The organism is Acidovorax sp. KKS102 (genome assembly GCF_000302535.1).
Lineage (GTDB): Bacteria > Pseudomonadota > Gammaproteobacteria > Burkholderiales > Burkholderiaceae_C > Acidovorax.
On record NC_018708.1, the window covers coordinates 3,686,277 to 3,708,207 of the forward strand.

Consider the following 21,931-nt stretch of genomic DNA (forward strand, 5'->3'; position numbering starts at 1 on the left):
GAGCACCCCACCATGGCAAAACGCACCTTCCAAATCTACCGCTACGATCCTGACAAGGACGCCAAGCCCTACATGCAGACCGTCGAAGTCGAACTCGACGGCAGCGAACGCATGCTGCTGGACGCCCTGATGAAGCTCAAGGCGCAAGACCCCACGCTGTCGTTCCGCCGCTCCTGCCGCGAAGGTGTTTGTGGCTCGGACGCCATGAACATCAACGGCAAGAACGGCCTGGCCTGCCTGACCAACATGAACACGCTGCCCGGCACCGTGGTCCTGAAGCCCCTGCCCGGCCTGCCCGTCATCCGCGATCTGATCGTGGACATGACGCAGTTCTTCAAGCAGTACAACTCCATCAAGCCCTACCTCGTCAACGACAACGTGCCGCCCGAAACCGAGCGCCTGCAGTCGCCTGAAGAGCGCGAAGAGCTGAACGGCCTGTACGAGTGCATTCTGTGCGCCAGCTGCTCGACCAGCTGCCCCAGCTTCTGGTGGAACCCCGACAAGTTCGTGGGTCCTGCGGGTCTGCTGCAGGCCTACCGCTTCATCGCCGACAGCCGCGACGAAGCCACCACGGAGCGCCTGGACAACCTGGAAGACCCGTACCGCCTGTTCCGCTGCCACACCATCATGAACTGCGTGGACGTGTGCCCCAAGGGCCTGAACCCCACCCGGGCCATCGGCAAGATCAAGGAACTGATGGTGCGCCGCGCCATCTGAGCGCGACCCGTTCATCGTCCTACACCCCGGTCCATGCAAACGACGTCCACCCCATCCATCGCGCCAGAAGCGGCTTCGCCGCTGCTGGACGAACGCGAGCTGAGCAAGCTGCACTGGCGCTGCCGGCGCGGCCTGCTGGAGAACGACTTGTTCATCGAGAAGTTCTTCCACCGCTTCGAATCGACGCTGACGCAGCGCCATGCGCAAGGCCTCAACGCGTTGATGGATCTGGCGGACAACGACCTGCTGGACCTGCTGCTGCGGCGGCGAGAGCCCTCGGGCGACCAAGACACACAAGAAGCGCGTGAAGTGCTCGGCATGCTGAGACAAAGCGGTGGCGCCACGGCAGTGCATGCCTGACACCCGGCCCTCGCACCAAGACCGGATTCGTATCGGCAACCTACCCAAGGAAAGTAACAATGAAGCTAGCTGACAACAAAGCCACCCTGTCGTTCAGTAACGGCAGCCCCAGCGTGGACCTGCCGGTCTATCAGGGCAGCATCGGCCCGGACGTCATCGACATCCGCAAGCTGTATGCGCAGACGGGCATGTTCACCTATGACCCGGGCTTCCTGTCCACAGCAGCCACCCAGTCGGCCATCACCTACATCGATGGCGACAAGGGCGAGTTGCTGTACCGCGGCTACCCCATTGAGCAGCTGGCCGAAAACTGCGACTTCCTGGAAACCTGCCACCTGCTGCTGTACGGCGATCTGCCCAACGCAGCTCAGAAGGCCGACTTCACCAGCCGCGTGACCAACCACACCATGGTCAACGAGCAGATGCAGTTCTTCCTGCGTGGCTTCCGCCGCGACGCGCACCCCATGGCTGTGCTGACCGGTCTGGTGGGCGCTCTGTCGGCCTTCTACCACGACAGCACGGACATCAACAATCCGCAGCACCGCGAGATCGCCGCGATCCGCCTGATCGCCAAGATGCCTACCCTGGTCGCTATGGCCTACAAGTACGGCATGGGCCAGCCCTACATGTATCCGCAGAACCACCTGAGCTATGCAGGCAACTTCCTGCGCATGATGTTCGGTACGCCCTGCGAAGAGTACAAGGTCAACCCCGTGCTGGAACGCGCGCTGGACCGCATCTTCATCCTACACGCTGACCACGAGCAGAACGCCTCGACCTCCACCGTGCGTCTGTGCGGCTCGTCGGGCACCAACCCGTTCGCTGCCATCGCCGCTGGCGTGGCCTGCCTGTGGGGCCCTGCCCACGGCGGCGCCAACGAAGCAGCCCTCAACATGCTGTACGACATCCAGGCCCAAGGCGGCGTGGAAAAGATCGGCGACTTCATCAAGCAGGTCAAGGACAAGAACTCCGGCGTCAAGCTCATGGGCTTTGGCCACCGCGTGTACAAGAACTACGACCCCCGCGCCAAGCTCATGCAAGAGACTTGCAATGAAGTGCTGGCCGAGCTGGGCCTGGAAAACGACCCGCTGTTCAAGCTGGCCAAGGAACTGGAAAAGATCGCCCTGGAAGACGACTACTTCGTGCAGCGCAAGCTCTACCCGAACGTGGACTTCTACTCCGGCATCGTGCAGCGTGCCATCGGCATCCCGGTGAACCTGTTCACCGGCATCTTCAGCCTGGCCCGCACCGTGGGCTGGATCGCCCAGCTGAACGAAATGATCGGCGACCCCGAGTACAAGATCGGCCGCCCCCGCCAGCTGTTCACCGGCTCCGTGCGCCGCGACGTGCCTCCCCTGGCCAGCCGCTGATCGGTGCGGCGCACTGCGCCGACCGCTCCCAACAAAAAAGCCCGCAGGCAATGCCTGCGGGCTTTTTTGTTGCCTCTGACCCGTCCTGCCTGGCGTTGACACGAGGACCTTTCAAAAAGGGTATGTGTCATGGAATCAAGTGTCAAACGCACGCAGCGCGACTACACACTGGCCTTTAAGTTGGCGGTGGTGGAGCAGGTGGAAAAAGGCGAGCTCACGTACAAACAGGCGCAGCAGCACTACGGCATCCAGGGTCGCTCGACGGTTCTGGTCTGGCTGCGCAAGCACGGTCGCCTGGGCTGGAGTCCTGCGGCATCATCTGCAGCCATGCCGATAGACAAGAAGAACACTGTTGCTCTCACGCCCGAGCAGCAGATCAAGGCGCTGCAGGTGCAGCTCGCACAGGCGCAGGAGAAGGCCAGGCTATTCGAAGCCGTCATCGACGTGCTGCGCAAGGACTATGGGGTGCGCATCGTAAAAAAGCCTTTGGGCAAGTCCTCGCGCAAAACCTCATCGCAGGGTTGAGCGTGAAGAGGGCTTGCCAGCATATGGGCCACAGCCGTCAGGCGTATTACCAGGGTAGGCGCCGCGAGGCCGATCGCTTGGCGAATGCGCAGACGGTGGTGGAGTTGGTGCGCGAGCAGCGCATGCGCCAACCACGCATAGGCACGCGCAAGCTGCACCACTTATTGCAGGAGCCGCTACAGCGCCGAGGCATCGACTTGGGCCGCGATGCAATGTTCGACGTCCTGCGCAATGCCAGGCTGCTGGTGGCACCCCGGCGGGCGTATCACAAGACAACAGACAGTCACCACCGCTTCAGGCACCATCCGAACCTTCTCAAGGTAGGGCCGCAACAGATCCACGCCAGCGGCAGCGAGCAGGTCTGGGTGGCTGACATCACCTACTTGCCCACACACGGCAAGTTCGTCTATCTGAGCCTGGTCACGGATGCGTATTCCAGGAAGATCGTCGGCTGGCACGTGCATGAGAGCCTGCAGACCGAAGAGGTGGCGCAGGCCATGAAGATGGCGCTCTCGGGGCGACAGAGCAGCCGACAGTTGGTGCACCACTCCGACAGGGGTATCCAGTACTGCGCGACGTACTACCAGGCCCTGCACAAGCGCCACGGCGTGATCTGCTCGATGACGGACGGCTACGACTGCTACCAGAACGCGCTGGCCGAGCGGGTCAATGGCATCTTGAAGAGTGAGTTCTTGCTGCAGCGCCCCGCCGATCTGGGGCAGGCCAGACGCATGGTCGAGCAGTCAGTCGACATCTATAACTGCGAGCGACCGCATCTGTCGCTGAAAATGCAAACGCCCGATGCAGTGCATCGGGCGTCATTGGCCGGATAGTCCGGCTGGAGTTTTTAACCGTCCTGGGTGTCAACGCTATTCAGGACGGGTCACTCACGCATGCGCCTCAGCGACCACCGCGGAGTCGTGGGCATGATCCCGAACCTGCGCCCGAGCGTAGCGCCCAGGCGGCATGCCCACGTGGCGGGTGAACGCCACGCCAAAGGTGTTGACCGAGCTGTAGCCCGTGCGCTCGGCAATCTCTGCCATGCCACAATCGTCGCGCCGAAGCAGGTCTTTCGCCAACGCCATGCGCCAGGTCAGCAGGTACTCCATGGGCGCCACACCCAGCACGCGGCTGAAGCGCTCAAAGAAGGCGGAGCGTGACAACGCAGCCTCCCTGGCCAGCTGCGCAACCGTCCAGGGCTGCGCAGGGCTGGCGTGCATGCTGCGCAATGCCGCCGCCAGCCGCTCGTCTGCCAACCCGCGCGCCAAGCCTGCTGAAGCTGCCGTCCCGGCGGTCGAGCGCAGCGCCTCCACCAACAGCACTTCGAGCAGGCGGGCCAGCACCACGTCGCGTGCGGGGCGCTGCGCCCGACATTCATCGGCCACCAGCTTCACCAGGGTGGCCAGGCGGCTGTCTCCGCGCACGTGCACCAGCTGGGGCAGCAGCGTCACCAGCAAATCCGCGTCGGGCGCGCCAAACACGCAGTAGCCAACCAGGTAGCGCACTTCCGGCGCCGCAGTGGTGCTGCCCAGGCGGAATTCGCCGCCCGGCAAGACCACCGGCACCGCCTCTGGCTGGTCCGGCTCTGGGGGCAGAAGGCTGGACATGGCGAAGCCTTGGGTGGAAGGGATGAGGACGAAATCCCCCGCTTGCAGCGTCACGGGCTCATGCCCTTGCGCTTCCAGCTGGCATGCACCGTCAAGGACGGCGCAGTAGAACGTACGCCCGGGCTCGCTGCGGCGCACACGCCATAGCCCTGCCGCGGTGACGACCTTGGAGAAAGGCGCGCCCGGCTGCAGCATGGCCACCACATCGGCAAAGGGGTCGGACATCTGGACTTTCAGAACATATTTGACGACTTTGCAGTGTATCCAGTCCTGCCGCGCCGGCCTATCGTTGGGGCACCTCAACCACTGATTGGAATCACCATGAAAACCGTCCTCATCACCGGCTGCTCCTCCGGCTTCGGCCTCGAAACCGCCCGCCACTTCCTGGACCAAGGCTGGAGCGTGGTCGCCACCATGCGCACGCCGCAGCCCCAGCTGCTTCCGGTCAGCGAGCGCCTGCGCATCCTGCCGCTGGACGTGACCCGTGAGGACAGCATCCGCGACACCATCGCTGCGGCCGGCCCGCTGGACGTGCTGGTCAACAACGCCGGAATCGGACTGCTGAATGCGCTGGAGGGCACCCCGATAGCGGCGATGCGCGATGTGTTCGAAACCAACACCCTCGGCACCATCGCGATGACGCAGGCGGTACTGCCGCAGTTCCGGCAGCGGCGCTCCGGGGTGATCGTGAATGTGACGTCGAGCGTGACGCTGGAGCCGTTGCCGCTGCTGTCTGTGTACAGGGCGAGCAAGGCGGCAGTCAACGCGTTCACCGAATCGCTGGCGCTGGAGCTGGAGTCCTTCAACGTGCAGGCACGTCTGGTCCTCCCGGGGCGCGCACCGCAAACCCGCTTCGGGGAGAACGCCCGCCCACGGATGGGCTCGGTTCCCGAGAGTTACGACGCCGTAGCCCAGCGTGTCTTCGCGGGGTGGGCGCAATCCAATGCGCTGGTCACCCATGCTGCCGACGTGGCGCAGGCCGTGTGGCGCGCCGCCACCGATCCGTCGTGCCCGATCCGGCTGCCTGCGGGCGCCGACGCGGAAGCCCAGGCTGCGGCACTTCACGGCAGCAGCGCGGCGTAAACCCCGGGGGCGAGGGGCAAAAGCGAACGCCAGCATATACTACCCCCTAGTAAAAGCATCCTTTGCACTTGTAGCGCTTATCTATCAAGCGCTTCAGATTTATACTACCGCCTAGTATCTCGTTCCATACGCCCCTCCCGCCACCCCTGGCCGTGATAGGCGCCGCCCCCATGCCCCATTCCGCCGAAGACAAGCAACGCGCCATCACCCGCCTGCGCCGCATCCGTGGCCAGGCGGAAGCGCTAGAGCGCGCCGTCGAGGCGGGCAGCGACTGCGCCCCCATCCTGCAGCAACTGGCGGCCATGCGCGGGGCCGTGCACGGGTTGATGACCGACCTGCTGGACAGCCATGTGCGCGAAACGCTGATGGCCCAGCCCTCCGCCGCACCGCAGGCGCTGGACGAGACACTCACGCTGCTTCGCTCGTACCTGAAGTAGCCTTCGCCCCCCATCCCCATCCCCACCGCTACCCAAGGAGCCACCCCATGAAATCCCGCGCCGCCGTTGCCTTCAAAGCCGGAGAACCCCTGCAGATCGTCGAGATCGACGTGGCCCCGCCCAAAAAGGGCGAAGTGCTCATCAAGATCACCGACACCGGCGTGTGCCACACCGACGCCTTCACCCTGAGCGGTGACGACCCTGAGGGCCTGTTCCCCGTGGTGCTGGGTCACGAAGGCGCGGGCATCGTGGTCGAAGTGGGCGAAGGGGTGACCAGCGTGAAGCCGGGTGACCATGTGATCCCGCTCTACACCGCAGAATGCGGCGAATGCCTGTTCTGCAAGAGCGGCAAGACCAACCTGTGCGTGAGCGTGCGCGCCACGCAGGGCAAGGGCGTGATGCCCGACGGCACCACGCGCTTCAGCTACAACGGCCAGCCCATCTACCACTACATGGGCTGCAGCACCTTCAGCGAATACACCGTGGTGGCCGAGGTCTCGCTGGCCAAGGTCAACCCCAACGCCAACCCCGAGCAGGTCTGCCTGCTGGGCTGCGGCGTGACCACCGGCCTTGGCGCGGTGAAGAACACCGCCAAAGTGCAAGAGGGCGATACGGTGGCCGTGTTCGGCCTGGGCGGCATTGGTCTGGCCGTGATCCAGGGCGCCAAGCTGGCCAAGGCCGGGCGCATCATCGCCATCGACACCAACCCCAGCAAGTTCGACCTGGCCCGCACCTTTGGCGCCACCGACTGCGTGAATCCCAAGGACTTCGACAAGCCGATCCAGCAGGTCATCGTGGAGATGACGACCTGGGGCGTGGACCACAGCTTTGAATGCATCGGCAACGTCAACGTGATGCGCGCTGCGCTCGAATGCGCGCATCGCGGCTGGGGCCAGTCGGTCATCATCGGCGTGGCAGGCGCAGGCCAGGAGATCAGCACCCGCCCCTTCCAGCTCGTCACCGGCCGCAAATGGCTGGGCACAGCGTTTGGCGGCGTCAAGGGCCGCAGCGAGTTGCCCGGCATGGTCGAAGACGCGATGGCGGGCAAGATCCAGCTCGCGCCCTTCGTCACCCACACCATGGGCCTGAAGGACATCAACGAAGCCTTTGACCTGATGCACGAAGGCAAGTCCATCCGCTCGGTCGTCAAGTACGCCGCATAACTCGGCTACTCGCCAGCGCCCACAGCCCCAGAGACAACCGGGCACTCTGGGTGCTGGCCCCGGCGGGCCATGAAAAACGGCTTGGAGCCGTCTTTTAGGGTCCCTCCCAGCGAAAACTGCCTCAAGCGCTACGAGATATTGCCTGAACAGCTATCAATTCAAGAGCAATCACCATGACCACTCCCCTGGACCTGCTCAGCAGCCACGCCTGCTTTGGCGGCGAGCAGCGCTTTTACCAGCACGCCTCCACCACCATCGGCTTGCCGATGAAGTTCTCGGTGTACCTGCCGCCCCAGGCACAACAGGGCCCTGTGCCCGCCGTGTTGTACCTGGCGGGGCTGACCTGCACCGAAGAGACCTTTGCGATCAAGGCTGGCGCCCAGCGCCTGGCCGCCGAACTGGGCCTGGCCCTGATCGCACCCGACACCAGCCCGCGCGGCGAAGCCGTGTCGGCCCTGCCCGGCGCCACGGCCAGCTGGGACTTTGGCGTGGGTGCGGGCTTTTACCTCGACGCCACACAGAGCCCCTGGAACACCCACTGGCGCATGGAGAGCTACCTGCTGCAAGAGCTGCTGCCCCTGGTGGGCCAGCACCTGCCCATCGACGGGCAGCGCCTGGGCATCTTCGGCCACAGCATGGGCGGCCATGGCGCGCTCACGCTGGCCCTGCGCCACCCCGGCCGGTTCAAGACGGTGTCGGCCTTTGCGCCCATCTGCGCGCCCACCCAGTGCCCCTGGGGCGAAAAGGCCTTCACCGGCTACCTTGGCTCCGACCGCACCACCTGGCAGGAGCACGACGCCACGGTGCTGATGCAGCACCAGCCCATCGCGCCCTACCCGGCCGGCATCCTCATCGATCAAGGGCTGGACGACAAATTCCTGGCCGACCAACTGCATCCTCACCTGTTCGAGGCCGCGTGCCAGGCCATCGGCCAGCCGCTGACGCTGCGCCGCCACGCAGGCTACGACCACGGCTACTACTTTGTGCAGAGCTTTGTGGGCGACCATTTGGCCCACCATGCGCGGGGTCTTGGCGCCGGGCATTAATGCGCACTTAAGCAACTGGCAGCACACTCGGGGGCTATGCTTTTGTCCCTGCGGCGCCTGCTGCCCTTTGCCTCGGCTTCACGCTCGGAGCCCCCCACCGCCTCCCCTGCCCCCCGCCCCATGCACCCCGCCCGGGTGGTGGTGCTGGTCAGCACCTGGCTGGCCACGGCCTGCAACGTACCGCTGTGGCAAGAAGTGGCCCAGCTGCCCGGCCAGGGCAGCCTGCGCGGCTGGGGCTTTGCGCTGGCGTTTGCGCTCATCGTCGCGGCGGGTAATGGGGCGCTGCTGAGCCTGCTGGCCTGGCGCTGGACGCTCAAGCCCGCCGTGCTGGTGCTGGTGCTGATGGCCGCGTTTGGTGCGTACTTCATGCTGGCCTACGGCATCGCGATCGACGCCAGCATGTTGGTCAACGTGATGCAGACCGACGTAAAGGAGGCTGGCGACCTACTCAACCTGCGCATGCTGGGCACGGTGCTGATCCTGGCGGCGCCGCCGCTGCTGTGGCTGTACCGCCGCCCCGTGCAGCGCCTCACGGCCCTGCGCCATATGGCGCACAACGGGCTGCTGCTGGTGGGTTCCATCGCCGTCATCGTGGTGTGCCTGCTGCTGGTGTTCCAGGACTTTGCATCGACCATGCGCAACCACACCAAGCTGCGCTACCTGATCAACCCGCTCAACAGCGTGTACGCACTGGGCAACATTGCCACCAAGCCCCTGCGCATGGACACCAGCAAGATCCTGCCCCTGGGCCGTGACGCCCAGCTGGGCGCCAGCTACGCTGGCCAGGCCAAGCCCCCGCTGCTGGTGCTGGTGCTGGGCGAGACGGGCCGCAGCGGCAACTTTGGCTTGAACGGCTATGAGCGCGACACCACCCCCCGCCTGTCAGCCCGCAAGGACCTGGTGAGCGCACGCAATGCCTGGTCCTGCGGCACCAGCACCGCCGCGTCGGTGCCCTGCATGTATTCGCACCTGGGCCGCACGGGCTACGAAGGCCGTTCGGCCAACTACGAAAGCCTGATCGACGTGCTGCACCACGCCGGCCTGGCGGTGCTGTGGGTGGACAACCAGTCGGGCTGCAAGGGCGTGTGCGACCGCGTGGGCGAAACCAGCACCAGCACCCAGAAAGACCCGGCGCTCTGCGCTGGCGGAGAGTGCCTGGACCGCGTGATGCTCAAGGACCTGGACGCCCAGATCGCCGCCCTGCCCGCCGAGCAGCGCCAGCGTGGCACCGTGGTGGTGATGCACCAGATGGGCAGCCACGGCCCCGCGTACTACAAGCGCTCCGCGCCCGAGAACAAGAAGTTTGGCCCCGAGTGCACCTCCACCGCGCTGCAGGAATGCCAACGCGAGCAGGTGGTCAACGCCTACGACAACAGCATCGTCGAGACCGACCATTTCCTCGATTCAGTGCTCCAATGGCTGGGAGCGCAGGAACAACATGCCCAGACAGCTATGATTTACGTAGCAGACCATGGCGAGTCGCTGGGCGAGAACAACATCTACCTGCACGGCCTGCCCTACTCCATTGCCCCCGACGTGCAAAAACACGTGCCCTGGATCACCTGGCTGTCACCCGCCATGCAGGCCCGCACCCACCTCACCACGGGCTGCCTGCAGCAAGACCTGGGCGAGCGTCGCATCATGCACGACCATTACTTCCACTCGGTACTGGGCCTGATGGATGTGAAGACCGAGGCGTACAACACCGAGCTGGACATGTTTGCCGCGTGCCGCAAGCCCGCCGCGGCGGGCTGAGGCGGACCGAAGCGGGGCCAGGCGGACGGCCCCGGCAGCCAGCTCAGCTCCCTTGGGGCAGCAACAGGATCTTGCCGATGCTGGCGCCAGACTCCATGCGCCGATGGGCCTGTGCGGCATCGGCCAGTGCAAACGTGCTGTCGATCACCGGCCGGATCACGCCAGCGGCCAGCGCAGGCAGCCACTGCTGGGCAAACCGTTGCACCATGGCCTGCTTGACCTCGGACGGCCGGGACTTCATCACGGTGCCATAGATCTGCAGGTGACGGTACAGCACCACATCCATGGGCAGCTCCGCACCCGGTGCGCCCCCCAACAGCCCCACCGACACCAGGCGCCCGCCGTCGGCCAGCGACCGCACGTTGCGCTGCAGGTACGGAGCCCCGATGAAGTCGATCACCACATCCACGCCCCGGCCCTGCGTGGCCTGCGCCACCACCGCCTGAAAGTCTTCGCTGCGGTAGTCGATGAACACATCGGCCCCGCAGCCCAGCACAGCGCCGCGCTTGTCGCCACCCGCTGTGGCGAACACGCGCGCTCCTGCCGCATGGGCCAGTTGCACCGCGGCTGAACCCACGCCGCCCGCTGCGGCATGGATCAGCACCGACTCGCCCGCGTGCAGGCGCGCCAGGTGGAACAGCGCCTCGTGCGCCGTCACAAACACCTCGGCCACGGCGCCAGCGGCCACCAGGTCCATGCCCGCAGGCACCGGCATGGCCATGCGGTGGTCGATGCGCGACAGCTCGGCGTAGGCGCCGCCGCCCACGATGCCCATCACGCGGTCGCCAATGGCAAAGCCCTGCACCTTGGGCCCCATGGCGACCACGGTGCCCGCAATCTCCAGCCCCATGGTGTCGGCATCGCCAAAGTAGGCACGGCCGTAGGCCCCCTTGCGGTGCAACAGGTCGGCCCGGTTGACGCCGATGGAGGCGTTGCGCACCAGCAGGTCGTGCGGGCGCACCTCGGGGACGGGGATCTCGCGCGCCACCAGCACCTCGGGGCCGCCGAAGTCATCGAACACGATGGCTTGCATGGTGCGTGGGGTGGTTGCGGGCTGTTCGGTCACAGGCAGTGCGGTCGTGGGTGCGGACATGGGGTTGCTCCTCAGGCATGGCTTTCAATGCCTTCAAGGATAGGGCTGCAAGCGGTGTTTTAAACGCAGCAATTTCGCTCTACAGCGATGCAAATTTGCATCACACTCGGCTTTCATCCGCAACCTCGGCACGACCATGAACTGGGACGACACCCGCATCTTTCTCGCCCTGACGCGAGCGCCCTCCTTGCGCGCCGCTGCGCGCAGCCTGGGCGTAGACCAGGCCACCGTCGGGCGGCGGCTGAATGCGCTGGAGGCCGAACTGGGCGCCAAGCTCTTCCTGCGCGCCAAGGACGGCTACCTGCTCACCCCCGCAGGCGAGACAGCGCTGGTCGCCGCCCGCCGCATGGAAAGCGCGGCTCTGGACCTGCGCACCCGCATCGAGGGCCAGGACACCAGCCCCGGCGGCCTGGTGCGCGTGACCAGCACCGACTCCATCGCCATCGACCTGCTCATGCCCGCCATTGAGCGCCTGCAACAGCACTGGCCCCACATCCGCGTGGACCTGGAGGTCTCCACCCAGTTGCTCAGCCTCACCCGCCGACAGGTGGACATCGCGTTCCGCAACGTGCGGCCCGAGGCCCCTGACCTGGTGGTGCGCCGCGTGGCGTCGTGGCCCGTGGGCCTGTTCGCCAGCGCGGGCTATGTCGAGCGTTTTGGCGTGCCGGTGCCCGAGGACGAACTGCGCGGCCACCACCTGGTGGCCTACGCGCCCTACCTGGAGCACAACGCGTTTCTCACCATGGCGGGTGTGCCCGCGCGCCAGGCCCGGATCGCGCTGGCGGTGCGCTCCAGTCTGCTGGTGCGCAAGGGCGTGGCGGCGGGCATTGGGCTGGGCGAGATGCCGGTGTGGATGGGCGAGCGCGAAGGCCTGGTGCGTATCTGGCCCGAGCGCCGCCGGGCGAACGACTACGAGGTCTGGCAGGTGATGCACCCCGACCTGCAACGCACCGCCCGGGTGCGCGCCACCGCAGAGTTTCTGTCCGAGGCGTTCCAGATCGGGTAGATCCCTCACCGATGGAGACCGCCCTTCGCGCGCTGGGCTGCGGGCGGCGCCCAGCGCGGCCGCAGCCCCCCATGCCCCATACTCTGGCGCACATCTTTGCCACTGCAACGCACCATGTCACACACCATTCACCACCAGGAGCAGGACGCCAAGGGCGCGTTCTACATCGCGCACGACGGCCAGCGCCTGGCCGAGATGACCTACAGCCGCACCAACGCCACGATGGTCATCGTGGACCACACCGAGGTGGACCCGTCGCTCAGCGGCCAGGGTGTGGGGCGCGCGTTGCTCGGGGCGCTGGTGGAGTGGGTACGGACAACAGGCACCAAGGTGGTCCCGCTGTGCCCGTTTGCCAAGGCACAGTTCGGCAAGGACGCGTCCATCCGCGACGTGCTGGCCTGACCGGGTCTGTGGACGATGCGGCCCGCCGGACCTAGTTCCGCAGGGACCAGCAAACAATTCGAGCGCCCCAACCCGCGCCCGTCGAGATCGCAAAGAGCCGCTAAAACAAGCTCCCCTGCCCGCGCAGCAGCCCCGGCCTGAACTGGCCCAGGTCCAGCCCCTCACGCTCGCGGTTGAGCCCCAGGCGACGGCAGGTGTTGGCAAAGCGCTGGCGCAGCAGATCGGCCCACAGCCCACTGCCCTTCATGCGGGTGGCGAAGTCGCTGTCATAGGTCTTGCCGGCGGCGCGCTGCGCATCGGTGAGGTGGTGCAGGTCTTGCACCCGCGCCATGACGCGCGCCGCGCGCTGCGGGTAGTGCACCGTGAGCCATTCCCGAAACAGCGCATCCAGCTCCCACGGCAGGCGCAGCACGGTGTAGAACGCGGTGCGCGCACCGGCGTCCCGCGCGGCCTCCAGTACCTGCTCCATGTCTTCAGTGATGAAGGGAATCTGCGGCGCCACACTCACGCCCACCGGCACACCGGCGTCGGCCAAGGCACGTATGGTGCGCAGCCGCCGGTGGGGCGCGGCAGCACGGGGCTCCATGCGGCGGGCCAGTGTGGCGTCTAGCGTGGTGATGGTGACGTACACCGCCGCCAGGCGCTGTGCGGCCAGCGGGGCGAGCAGGTCCAGGTCGCGCTCCACTCCGCTGGATTTGGTGATCAGCGAAAACGGGTGGCGCGCCTCGCGCATCACTTCGATCACGCTGCGCGTGAGCTTCAGGTCGCGCTCCACAGGCTGGTAGCAGTCGGTGGCCGAGCCGATATTGAGCAGGCGCGGCACATAGCGCGGCTGTGCAAGCTCCTGGCGCAGCACCTGCGCAATGTTGTGCTTGGCCACGATCTGCGTCTCAAAGTCGAGCCCGGGGGAGAAATTGAGGTAACTGTGCGTGGGCCGCGCGTAGCAGTAGATGCAGCCCATGCTTATGTTTCATGGAAATTTGCTACTGCGGGAAAAACGCATTCCGAAGAACTGTTCAGTGGGCCTAAACCTGATGTTCAATGGACAAACTGTGCCGCGCTGTTTCCCGGCCAAACTATTCCTGTCCAATCCATGGCAGACCAAGGCGCTGACCGGGTTCTCCACTGACTAGTTTCTGGGTAGTATCTTGTTCGAATTGAACAAAGGAACAGATGCGCCTGGATGTCAAAATTAGTAGCAGCCTGGCTGCTCGAAGACCTGGTAAGGAAGCCCAGGTTTAAATTCGAGGTGTACCCCCTGGGTGCCTCACTCAACGCTCCGGCAGAGCTCTCTGCCAATCACCGGACCAAGCCTGTTAGTGCCAGGCATCACACAGGGTCCCGGGGTCACCCCCCTCACCACCTACTGCATTGCTCCCGACTTGGGCTAGTGGAGGCTCTGCTGTTAATCTTCATTCTTGGATGGATGGAGATGTCGAGCAGCACACGTTCTTCGATGACTTGGAACGCATTGTTGAACTGCCGACTGCTTTCGCAAAGTCGAAGGCGGGTCGGCTGGCAACTGAGTCCCGGCCAGTGTACGCACGGCGCATTCGCGAACTCTGTCAGTACCTAGAGTACCACTCCGTGTATGGGCAGGTACGGGTCGACGTGGCCCTTGGGCAGCTCTCACTGTTCGTGATTGAGGACTTCTACCGAGACCTGGAGCGGCGGGGTCTGAGCAGCAGCACGGTGCGTGGTTACGAAATCACCGTCCGTGAATTCTGCAAGTGGCTGGCTAGCAGCCACGCGGGGTACACGCTGAAGCAGAACCTCTACGAAGGTCAAACCTTCCTCACCAAGAAACCGTCGACCCGGCTGCCCAGCCTCGTAGACGTCAAGAGGGTCGTCAAGCTTCTGAGTGCGATGAACTTCGAGGAGCACCGGCTTCTTGGCCACTTCATATACGACACAGGCCTGCGCATCTCTGAGGTGCAGCGAGTCATGAAGTCGGACATCCCTGACCCAATGCTGTACCCACGGGACACCATGTACTTCCCGTTGTTTGTCTCAGGCTCCAAGGGGCGGGGTGGCCAAGTCAAAATTCGGACAGCCATCATCACTCGGGCGATGCTCTCTCGCATCCACAAGTACCACAACAGCAAGCAGTACTTGAAGCATTACCGAAAGCTCCCCCAATAAGTCGAGAACTGAAGAACTAGGCTTGAACTGCAACGAGTTGCCTTCGCCCGCTACTCTCATCGGCGACAGGAGCGCCTCGTTCATCCAGAAGCCACTTCTGCGCTGACTCCTTAAATAGCAACACCCCCGTCATAGCCTCTTCTCGTGCATCGGGAACCCAGACTTCGCAGATGCCCGTCAGCTTCCAGCCCCCCGCATCGCCTGTGGGCCTCATCCACTGGAGACCAACGACGCTGGAGCTCTCCAGGCTTTCCAGCAATCCCCGGAGCGTGCTGGCCCAGGAAACCAGCGTCGTCTGATAAATCGTGGACTTCTCTTCCTCATGCGCCGTTGTCAGCACGAACCAAGCCGCCCATGTAGACAAAGATACCGCCTGCAAGCAAGACCCGCCTTTAGGCAACAGACTTTTCGGCACCGGCACCTCAAAGTGCGGTGAAGTCATGAACATACGTACTCCACTTGAACATAAATCTCGATTGTGACTTAAAAGCGGCTGACTTAAAAGCAGCATGGCCAGAGACTCGGTACCCGTGTCCACCCCGCCGAACCCGCCAGTACATCATCACACTGCTCGCGCACTTCTTGCAGAGAACGTGGTGCGCCTACGTGCTGAACGCGGGATGAGCCAGGAAGCGCTTGCCTTTGAAGCTGGCCTACATCGCACCTTCATCGCTCACGTTGAGCGACAAGCGCGAAACATCTCTCTCGACAATATCGAACGCCTTGCCATGGCGCTCAACGTCCCCGTCGAGGAGCTTCTTCGTCAGTCAGGCCCTGCCTACTCGTAGGAAGCGTCTCCTTCGTAGAGGTCTTTTTCGAGCCGTCAGCAGTAACCTGGCCATCGGGTGCCTTTTTGAGGGCGCGCAGGCGCGTCACCTTCCCTAGTTCCGCCTTGTACCGGTCCACTGCGTCGTCAGACAGGTCCAGGTTGACACCGATTGCCATACGCTTGAGCAGCTCTAGGACTTTCCCCATCTGCACTGTGGGCTTACCGTTTTCTAAGTCCGTCATGAACTGCTTACTCACGCCAGCAATGAGGGCGAAGTCGTCGATGCGTATGCCTGCGCGCTTGCGCATCGTGCGAATGGCAACGCCCGCATCACGGACAGAAGTGAGTGGAACCAGCATAAATATTCCTAAGTATGCAGGAATATCTTCTCAACCCGTTCAATCCGTCAAGAAAATTCCTTGACTCGTAGGAATATTTTCATATCGACAGACCCCGTACTTCACATTTCCTATGATGTCAGGAAAAAAGTTTCTCTGGCTGCGCCAAAGCTCCAGCCCGTCACCCTCGGCGTGGATAAGCTACGCCCGCCTGCAAACAACCAATGCGCGCCTCCCGAGCGGCGAACGTGCGGAGCTCGAGGACTACAAGAGCTCGGGGTACAGCCGCGGCCACATGGCCCCAGCAGGAGACATGCCCACGCCGTCTGCGATGGTCCAAAGCTTCAGTCTCGCAAACGTCGTTCCACAGAACGCACAACACAACGGAGCCGCCTGGGCAAAGATTGAGCAAGACACGCGGCACTATGTGCGACGGGCCCGTGGAGATGAATTTGTTATTACTGGCCCTGTGTTCGCCGAGGATGCGCCGCAGATTGGTGCCAATCGCGTCAGAGTGCCCGCATATTTGTACAAGCTCGAACGGAGAACGATGCTGGCATCCGTAAGGTGGCGCCTACGTACGGGCGCATGCGGATACAGACACGCAATGCCAAGACACAGCAGTCGATGACCGTCGATGGGCATGCAGAGCGTCTGACATGCTGCGCGCTAAACGTGGACCCGTCGGTGGAAACCTATCTTCCGCAGCCGCTGACCGTTGATTTGATAGATGGCTGTATCCACCACACAACTGACGCAGTCAAAGAGGCGCGGCGAAAACATGCAGGACGCCCGGGGCCCTGGTTCTACACCCCGGACCATCTCGTTCACTGGTCAGGTCAGTCCTCCAGAACGGCGCTGGAAGTCAAAGACGAATCCTCGCCGGGCGATAACGACTACGTAAAATCATTATTTTGGTACTCGCCATGCATTTCGCCGCCTAGACTGGCGCGGCATTGCCGCGCTGCTAGGGGTACACAGTGGCTGACTTTTGCTCGAGTTGCTCAATGCCTTTCCAGTACTTCCAACAGCTCTACTCAGAATTCGAATCCGTCAAGGGCTCTCAGCGGGACCTTCCAACCGGTCGCCTCAGCGACCCCGTTGCCTATGTGATTCGTAAGGCAATTTTGTCGGGCGTGCTCAAGCCTGGCAGTAGCATCCCGGAGCGCGTCTTGGCTCAGGAACTCAATGTCAGCAGGACCCCAGTCCGCGAGGCGTTGTTCGTTCTGCAAGGCGAAGGCCTAGTCCATCTGCGACACAACCGTACTGCTTTGGTGGCGCACTTTTCTCAGGACGACTTGCGCCGGGTGTACTCTCTCCGCGGGCTGCTGGAGGGGTTCTCTGCAGAATGTGCGGCCAGCAATCCGGACCGCTCAAACGTGCCCAAGGTGGAACATTCGTTGCGGCGCTATTTGAAATTGAATGAACAGTCCACGCCCATCGAGCAGGCGCAGGCTGACTTGGAGTTTCACGAGTCCATCTTGGATGCGGCCGGCAGTCAGCTGCTCTACACGATTACTCGCCAAGTGCTGGCCGTTACCATCACGCACCGCTCTCGGTACGCCTACACCCCGGAGCAACTGCAAGAGGCGCAGACTCAACACGAGTCCATCTACTCTGCCATCAACAAGGGCGATTACGCTCTAGCGAAGTGGCTCATGACTCAGCACGTAGACAAATCGCGCTCGCTGGCGTCGATGCATCTCTCGGACGCAGGCCCGCTGGCCTCCGAAGTCAACATTCCAAAAACGAGGGCCCGAAAGCCCCGCGTTCAATTGGAACCTAGTTGATAGCTGCGGTCACTGGCCACTTTGCGACGCCACTCGAGGTCGACATCCACTGTTTCCCATGACGCAAGAGTGGCAATTGCGCGTTCGTACAGGGGCAGCGCGAGCTGAACAGCGCGCTGCGGGCGAATTCGCTCAATGCTCCAACGCAACTTCTCCCTCGCACCATCGGGCGAGAAGATGCCTTTGCGGACCCAGTCGACTGTCAGCCAGTCGAAAATGTCCAGGAACGAGAGCCCATCCGCCGCTGAAAGGATGTCAGCCTCGTCACCACCGCCGATTTCGTGGCGCAGCACCAATCGCCGGACCTGACGAATGAAAGGCTCACCGCCCTCGGGCCCCTGCTCTCTCAACCACTTCTCAATGAAGTCCGCAGAGCGGATGGAGTGAGCGAATAGATAGTCAGGGTCGTCAAATCCCGCATCCGGCGTACCTGAGGGCCCGCCTGGGAAGAATCGCTCAGCATCGTGAGTAATGGCCGCCAACTTCAGCGCTTCCGAGGCAGCTCCATTGGTTAGCTCAATCACCCAGTAGCGTGTATTGAACAAGTGCTCGAGTTGATAAAAACCGTCAAGCCATTTGGTGGCCTCCAACTCGAGCTGCGTGAAGCTGGGGTCCGCGTAACGTCCGCGCACAGTAGGATTCATGCATTCACTCCTGACTGTTGGGCTTTGGCCCGTTCCATCGCGCGCCACACCGATTCCGGAGTAATGGGCAACGAAGAGATTTCAACACCCTGGGCGCTGAGCGCATCGCAAATGGCATTGACGATAGCGGCGCCTGCCGGAATGGTGCCCACCTCACCCACACCCCGAACTCCGTACGGTGTGACCGGCGAAGGGACCTCAGTGTGAAGCATGTCGATGGGTGGTACGTCCGCCGCGATGGGAACAAAGTAGTCCAGCATCGAGCCGCTGACCAATTGGCCAGTCTCCTCGTCATACCGAAGCTCTTCGCCCAATGCCGCCCCCAGTCCTTGAACCAGCGCGCCTCGCACTTGCCCGTCGACGACCTTGGGGTTCACGACCACGCCGCAGTCATGAACGATGAGAAACCGTTCAATCTGGAACTCACCAGTGATGGGGTCGACGGCTACCACCGCCGCGGCCGCGCCGAAGGCGAAAGCTGCGTCTGGCGGCTCGTAGTGTGACGTAGCCTCGAGGCCCGGCGATTCATCAGCAGGGATTCCCTGACCAACGATGGCACGCGTGAAAACCTGCGATAGAGGCACACTTTGGGTGGGCCCTGATTTGAAGCGCACAACGTCGCCATCAACGCTCAGTTTGTCGGGCGAGGTCTCCAAAGTCCAGGCCGCCAGTCGCAGTATTTTGGCTTGGAAAGCTTGCGCCGCCTCTCGCACAGCTCCCGCCACCGCAATCAGAGTGCGCGATGCGAATGCACCGGTGTTCAGGGGAGAGATAGCAGTGTCACCGGAGTGCACGCAGATATGCTCGTAGTCGATGCCAAGGGCCTCAGAGCAAAGCTGTGCGATTGCTGTCTCACCACTCTGACCTATGGAAGACACGCCGGTGTACACGTCAACGCCGCCAGAACGGTTGGCGCGCAAGGTCACGCTTTCATGCGCGCCGAACTGCGACCCACGTTTAGCAAGAAAGCGGGCACTGGCGTAGCCAGTTCGTTCGACGAATGACGAGAATCCAATACCTACGATGCGGCCATCTGCTCGGGGCAACCGCGAAGTCATTCGATGTGCTTCGTATGACACAGCTTCAGCCGCCATGCGCAGGGACTGAGGATAGTCCCCACTGTCGTAGACAGCACCACTGGGGGTAGTCCAAGGAAGGTCCTGAGGCTGCAGCAGATTCTGCATCCGCAGGTCGAACGGGTCTCTGCCCATCTTGCGTGCCATCCGGTCAACCAGCACCTCAAGAGCGAAGTTGACCTCTGGCTGGCCGTAGCCGCGGTAAGCACCGACAGGGGTTTTGTTGGTCAGAACCACCTCTCGTGTGACTGACGCATCGGGCACTTTGTAGGGACCTGTAAACACCACACTGGCAAGCTGAGCCGAACCGAACGGCGAGTTCCAGCCACCGATGTCTGTCACGTAGTCATTGATGATTCCGGTGAAGTTTCCCTCCTCGTCGGCGGCCAAGCGGAACCGATGCACTGACTCGCGGCCATGCGTACTGGCACGGAAGTGCTCCATGCGGTCTTCAATCCACTTGACGGGTCGACGCAGAATCATTGCATGCAAGCAGGCGAGCACGTCCTCAGGAAATGCGCCGAGCTTCTGACCGAATCCACCGCCTACATCCCGGGCAACTACCTGAATGCAAGACTCCGATAGCCGCAAGGACTCAGCAAGCTGCTTGCGCACCAGATGCGGCGTTTGAGTGGACAAGTACACCAGAAGCTCATGAGCACCCGGGCGCCAGGAGGCCACGATGCCGCGCGTTTCCATTGGAAGGGGGGTCACGCGGTTGACGCGCATCGTGTCTTCGATGATGTGAACGGCCTCTTGCATGCGGGCGGTTACATCGCCAGCAGCATCAGTTTGGCGCGCCATCAGATTCGACTTCATAGAACCTGGGTGAAGTACCGGTGCGCCCTCCTCCAACGAGGCAAGTGCGTCACTCACGTGAGGCAAAGGTTCGTAGTCGACGTCGATTAGCTCCAGCGCGTCTTCCGCCACTGCTCTGCTTGTCGCGACGACGCTAACAACGGGTTGTCCCTCATACAAGGCTACGTCTTGTGCAAGAGCGTAGTAGGGAAGACTAGGTGCATTGGGCACCGGGCGCAGAACGGTGAGTGGGTCGCTGAGGTCTCGTACCGACTTGGCGGTCAGGATGTGGCGCACGCCTGGCAGCGCGAGAGCCGCCTCCGTATCCACAGAACGGATTCTCGCGTGCGGGAATGGGCAACGAAGCACCGCCATCTCAAACTGATGCGCGTACTGAACATCATCGACGAACTTTCCGTCTCCTCGGAGCAATCGCTCGTCTTCCTTACGAGGCATGCTCTTGCCGAAGGCGCGAGCAGCGGGAGAACCGTGGTTCCGTCCTTGAGCCCCGAGCTCGTCGCGAAGCTCAGGGTGCATACGTGCATTCATACTTGTTCCTTTGCAACCAACTGGGGGTTGGCCGCCACGGTTTCATGCAGGTACTCGTGTATTGCACTGATGATGTTCTCGTAGCCCGTGCACCGGCAGAGGACGCCGCTGATTTCTTCTCTGATTTCATCACGCGACAGCATCTCTCCGCGCTCCACGATGCTGGTTGCCAACATCAGAAATCCTGGTGTACAAAAACCGCATTGCAGAGCGTGGTGCCGGTGGAAACTGGCCTGCAAGCCATTCAGCTTGTTGTCAACCGCGAGCGACTCTACAGTTCTCACGCATGCTCCCTCAAGTTGAGGCGCAAGCATCAAACACGACTTCAGCGCCACGCCGTCCACTTGGACGGTGCACATTCCGCATTTGCCTTGCTCACACCCAACATGGGTTCCAGTGTTCCCGAGACGATGTCGCAAAAAATCTGCAGCGTGCATTCGCGCGGGCGCTGTTGCCGTCACGTATGCTCCGTTGACAGTCAAATTGATGGGTATCTCTTCGTTCATGGCAGGGTAATAGTTGGTCAGGGTCGCCTGGAGTACTCAGATGTTGAAATCAGGTCAATCGCCACAGCAGCACCAAGCCGACTGCGAAGGTGCCCAAACTCCCAAATGCGGTAAGACGTGACCAGAAGAGCAGCGCTCCCTCCATAGAAGGAGATTGACTCGGCGCCACACGATGAGGGGATACGATTTGTGCTGGAAAAGCAGATTGGCTGCCGGATTGCGATGAGGAAGCCGATGGCGTCGAGTCCACGCCGCTATTCGAAGGCGCAGCATCTACGGCAGCAGTAACCTTCTTCTCGTCGCCTTCGCTCAGCACGCGTTCAAGCTGCTTGGCAAACTCTGCGGTCATCTTCTCAGCCTGCTTCGCGACCACTTTCTGACCAAGGCTGCCAAGTGCTCCGCCGAGCGCAACTTCACCCGTTACTGTGACGGCAGTCGCCCGTCCATCGTCGACCGAAGCCAGCGTCACACTGTTGGTGCTCCGGAAATTGCCGATAGCCCCGCGTACAGCCTTGCCGATGGAAGTAAATCCCATCGACTGCTGCTCCACACGCTCAGTGATTTGAACCCGCGCTTGGAACGTGGCCGTCATCGGACCCACGCGTTGGGCTAGCACCACATCAAGGCTATCTGCATCAATGACGTCCGCCTTCTGCAGGCCAGGCATGCACCACGCGACACGGTCGAATTGAGAAAAGAAGTTCCAGACAGTCGCGATGTTCTGCGCCACCTGGAAGGATTGTTCGTACTTCAAA

The 21,931-nt window shown here is 62.7% G+C and carries 22 protein-coding genes and 2 pseudogenes; 15 read left to right on the forward strand and 9 right to left on the reverse strand.

Annotated features, from left to right (window positions below; translation table 11 throughout):
* Window positions 1-12 precede the first annotated feature (12 nt).
* The 4 genes from C380_RS16935 (at window position 13) to C380_RS16955 (ending at window position 3,805) form a co-directional block, all read left to right on the forward strand.
* Entirely contained in the window at window positions 13-717 is a 705-nt protein-coding gene (locus tag C380_RS16935; protein ID WP_015015057.1) for a succinate dehydrogenase iron-sulfur subunit, read from the forward strand.
* Window positions 718-750: 33 nt separating this feature from the next.
* Window positions 751-1,077 carry a succinate dehydrogenase assembly factor 2 gene (locus tag C380_RS16940; protein ID WP_015015058.1) on the forward strand — a complete coding sequence of 109 codons (327 nt, stop codon included), beginning with the start codon at window positions 751-753 and terminating at the stop codon, window positions 1,075-1,077.
* 59 nt (window positions 1,078-1,136) lie between these two features.
* Complete coding sequence (locus tag C380_RS16945; RefSeq protein ID WP_015015059.1) at window positions 1,137-2,447, forward strand: citrate synthase; 1,311 nt, start codon at window positions 1,137-1,139, stop codon at window positions 2,445-2,447.
* A 129-nt stretch (window positions 2,448-2,576) separates the two neighbouring features.
* Window positions 2,577-3,805 (forward strand): IS3 family transposase gene (locus tag C380_RS16955; RefSeq protein ID WP_369750442.1). Its coding sequence is split into 2 segments (ribosomal slippage): window positions 2,577-2,922 and window positions 2,922-3,805, totalling 1,230 coding nucleotides; the frame shifts between segments, so codons are not numbered across the junction.
* 54 nt (window positions 3,806-3,859) lie between these two features.
* Here C380_RS16955 and C380_RS16960 read toward each other — a convergent pair.
* The gene (locus C380_RS16960) at window positions 3,860-4,804 is read right to left on the reverse strand and encodes an AraC family transcriptional regulator (RefSeq protein ID WP_015015060.1); all 945 of its coding nucleotides are present in this window, start codon (window positions 4,802-4,804) and stop codon (window positions 3,860-3,862) included.
* A gap of 96 nt (window positions 4,805-4,900) precedes the next feature.
* On the opposite strand from C380_RS16960, the gene C380_RS16965 reads away from it, so the two are divergent.
* The 5 genes from C380_RS16965 to C380_RS16985 all read left to right on the forward strand — a co-directional run bounded on the left by C380_RS16965 (window position 4,901) and on the right by C380_RS16985 (window position 10,063).
* Complete coding sequence (locus C380_RS16965) at window positions 4,901-5,662, forward strand: SDR family oxidoreductase (protein ID WP_015015061.1); 762 nt, start codon at window positions 4,901-4,903, stop codon at window positions 5,660-5,662.
* A 170-nt stretch (window positions 5,663-5,832) separates the two neighbouring features.
* Window positions 5,833-6,099, forward strand: coding sequence for a metal/formaldehyde-sensitive transcriptional repressor (locus C380_RS16970; RefSeq protein ID WP_015015062.1), 267 nt, complete (start codon window positions 5,833-5,835; stop codon window positions 6,097-6,099).
* A 47-nt stretch (window positions 6,100-6,146) separates the two neighbouring features.
* Complete coding sequence (locus C380_RS16975) at window positions 6,147-7,262, forward strand: S-(hydroxymethyl)glutathione dehydrogenase/class III alcohol dehydrogenase (protein ID WP_015015063.1); 1,116 nt, start codon at window positions 6,147-6,149, stop codon at window positions 7,260-7,262.
* A gap of 173 nt (window positions 7,263-7,435) precedes the next feature.
* A complete protein-coding gene (gene fghA / locus C380_RS16980) occupies window positions 7,436-8,308 on the forward strand; it encodes an S-formylglutathione hydrolase (protein ID WP_015015064.1) in 873 nt (290 codons plus the stop codon).
* Between the two features lie 36 nt (window positions 8,309-8,344).
* On the forward strand, window positions 8,345-10,063 hold the full coding sequence (locus C380_RS16985) for a phosphoethanolamine transferase (protein WP_015015065.1): 1,719 nt from the start codon (window positions 8,345-8,347) through the stop codon (window positions 10,061-10,063).
* Window positions 10,064-10,106: 43 nt separating this feature from the next.
* On the opposite strand, the gene C380_RS16990 is transcribed toward C380_RS16985, so the two are convergent.
* Window positions 10,107-11,156, reverse strand: a complete 1,050-nt coding sequence (locus tag C380_RS16990) for an NAD(P)H-quinone oxidoreductase (RefSeq protein ID WP_015015066.1) — start codon at window positions 11,154-11,156, stop codon at window positions 10,107-10,109.
* A gap of 136 nt (window positions 11,157-11,292) precedes the next feature.
* Between C380_RS16990 and C380_RS16995 the strand changes: the two genes are divergently transcribed.
* Window positions 11,293-12,162, forward strand: a complete 870-nt coding sequence (locus C380_RS16995) for a LysR family transcriptional regulator (protein ID WP_015015067.1) — start codon at window positions 11,293-11,295, stop codon at window positions 12,160-12,162.
* Between the two features lie 114 nt (window positions 12,163-12,276).
* Window positions 12,277-12,564: a GNAT family N-acetyltransferase gene (locus tag C380_RS17000; RefSeq protein ID WP_015015068.1), complete on the forward strand. Its 288-nt coding sequence runs from the start codon at window positions 12,277-12,279 to the stop codon at window positions 12,562-12,564.
* Between the two features lie 100 nt (window positions 12,565-12,664).
* Here C380_RS17000 and C380_RS17005 read toward each other — a convergent pair.
* Window positions 12,665-13,522, reverse strand: a pseudogene (locus C380_RS17005) (radical SAM protein); the annotation flags it as partial.
* A gap of 464 nt (window positions 13,523-13,986) precedes the next feature.
* Between C380_RS17005 and C380_RS17010 the strand changes: the two are divergent.
* Complete coding sequence (locus C380_RS17010) at window positions 13,987-14,706, forward strand: phage integrase (protein ID WP_015015070.1); 720 nt, start codon at window positions 13,987-13,989, stop codon at window positions 14,704-14,706.
* Between the two features lie 16 nt (window positions 14,707-14,722).
* On the opposite strand, the gene C380_RS17015 is transcribed toward C380_RS17010, so the two are convergent.
* Window positions 14,723-15,148, reverse strand: coding sequence for a hypothetical protein (locus C380_RS17015; RefSeq protein WP_148279984.1), 426 nt, complete (start codon window positions 15,146-15,148; stop codon window positions 14,723-14,725).
* 178 nt (window positions 15,149-15,326) lie between these two features.
* On the opposite strand from C380_RS17015, the gene C380_RS25900 reads away from it, so the two are divergent.
* The gene (locus C380_RS25900; protein WP_369750503.1) at window positions 15,327-15,494 is read left to right on the forward strand and encodes a helix-turn-helix domain-containing protein; all 168 of its coding nucleotides are present in this window, start codon (window positions 15,327-15,329) and stop codon (window positions 15,492-15,494) included.
* Here C380_RS25900 and C380_RS25095 read toward each other — a convergent pair.
* A complete protein-coding gene (locus C380_RS25095; RefSeq protein ID WP_015015073.1) occupies window positions 15,442-15,834 on the reverse strand; it encodes a helix-turn-helix domain-containing protein in 393 nt (130 codons plus the stop codon). The genes C380_RS25900 and C380_RS25095 overlap by 53 nt on opposite strands.
* 202 nt (window positions 15,835-16,036) lie before the next feature.
* Between C380_RS25095 and C380_RS24625 the strand changes: the two are divergent.
* Window positions 16,037-16,351 (forward strand): annotated as a pseudogene (locus C380_RS24625) (DNA/RNA non-specific endonuclease); the annotation flags it as partial.
* Between the two features lie 469 nt (window positions 16,352-16,820).
* Complete coding sequence (locus C380_RS17025; RefSeq protein ID WP_015015074.1) at window positions 16,821-17,603, forward strand: GntR family transcriptional regulator; 783 nt, start codon at window positions 16,821-16,823, stop codon at window positions 17,601-17,603.
* On the opposite strand, the gene C380_RS17030 is transcribed toward C380_RS17025, so the two are convergent.
* The 4 genes from C380_RS17030 to C380_RS17045 are packed head-to-tail and all read right to left on the reverse strand — an operon-like array spanning window position 17,585 to window position 21,930.
* The gene (locus C380_RS17030) at window positions 17,585-18,247 is read right to left on the reverse strand and encodes a hypothetical protein (protein WP_003067040.1); all 663 of its coding nucleotides are present in this window, start codon (window positions 18,245-18,247) and stop codon (window positions 17,585-17,587) included. The genes C380_RS17025 and C380_RS17030 overlap by 19 nt on opposite strands.
* On the reverse strand, window positions 18,244-20,670 hold the full coding sequence (locus C380_RS17035) for a xanthine dehydrogenase family protein molybdopterin-binding subunit (RefSeq protein WP_148279985.1): 2,427 nt from the start codon (window positions 20,668-20,670) through the stop codon (window positions 18,244-18,246). The genes C380_RS17030 and C380_RS17035 overlap by 4 nt, the downstream gene beginning before the upstream one ends.
* The gene (locus C380_RS17040) at window positions 20,667-21,176 is read right to left on the reverse strand and encodes a (2Fe-2S)-binding protein (protein ID WP_080554180.1); all 510 of its coding nucleotides are present in this window, start codon (window positions 21,174-21,176) and stop codon (window positions 20,667-20,669) included. The genes C380_RS17035 and C380_RS17040 overlap by 4 nt, the downstream gene beginning before the upstream one ends.
* Before the next feature lie 49 nt (window positions 21,177-21,225).
* Complete coding sequence (locus C380_RS17045) at window positions 21,226-21,930, reverse strand: CoxG family protein (RefSeq protein ID WP_015015076.1); 705 nt, start codon at window positions 21,928-21,930, stop codon at window positions 21,226-21,228.
* Between the last annotated feature and the right edge of the window lies 1 nt (window position 21,931).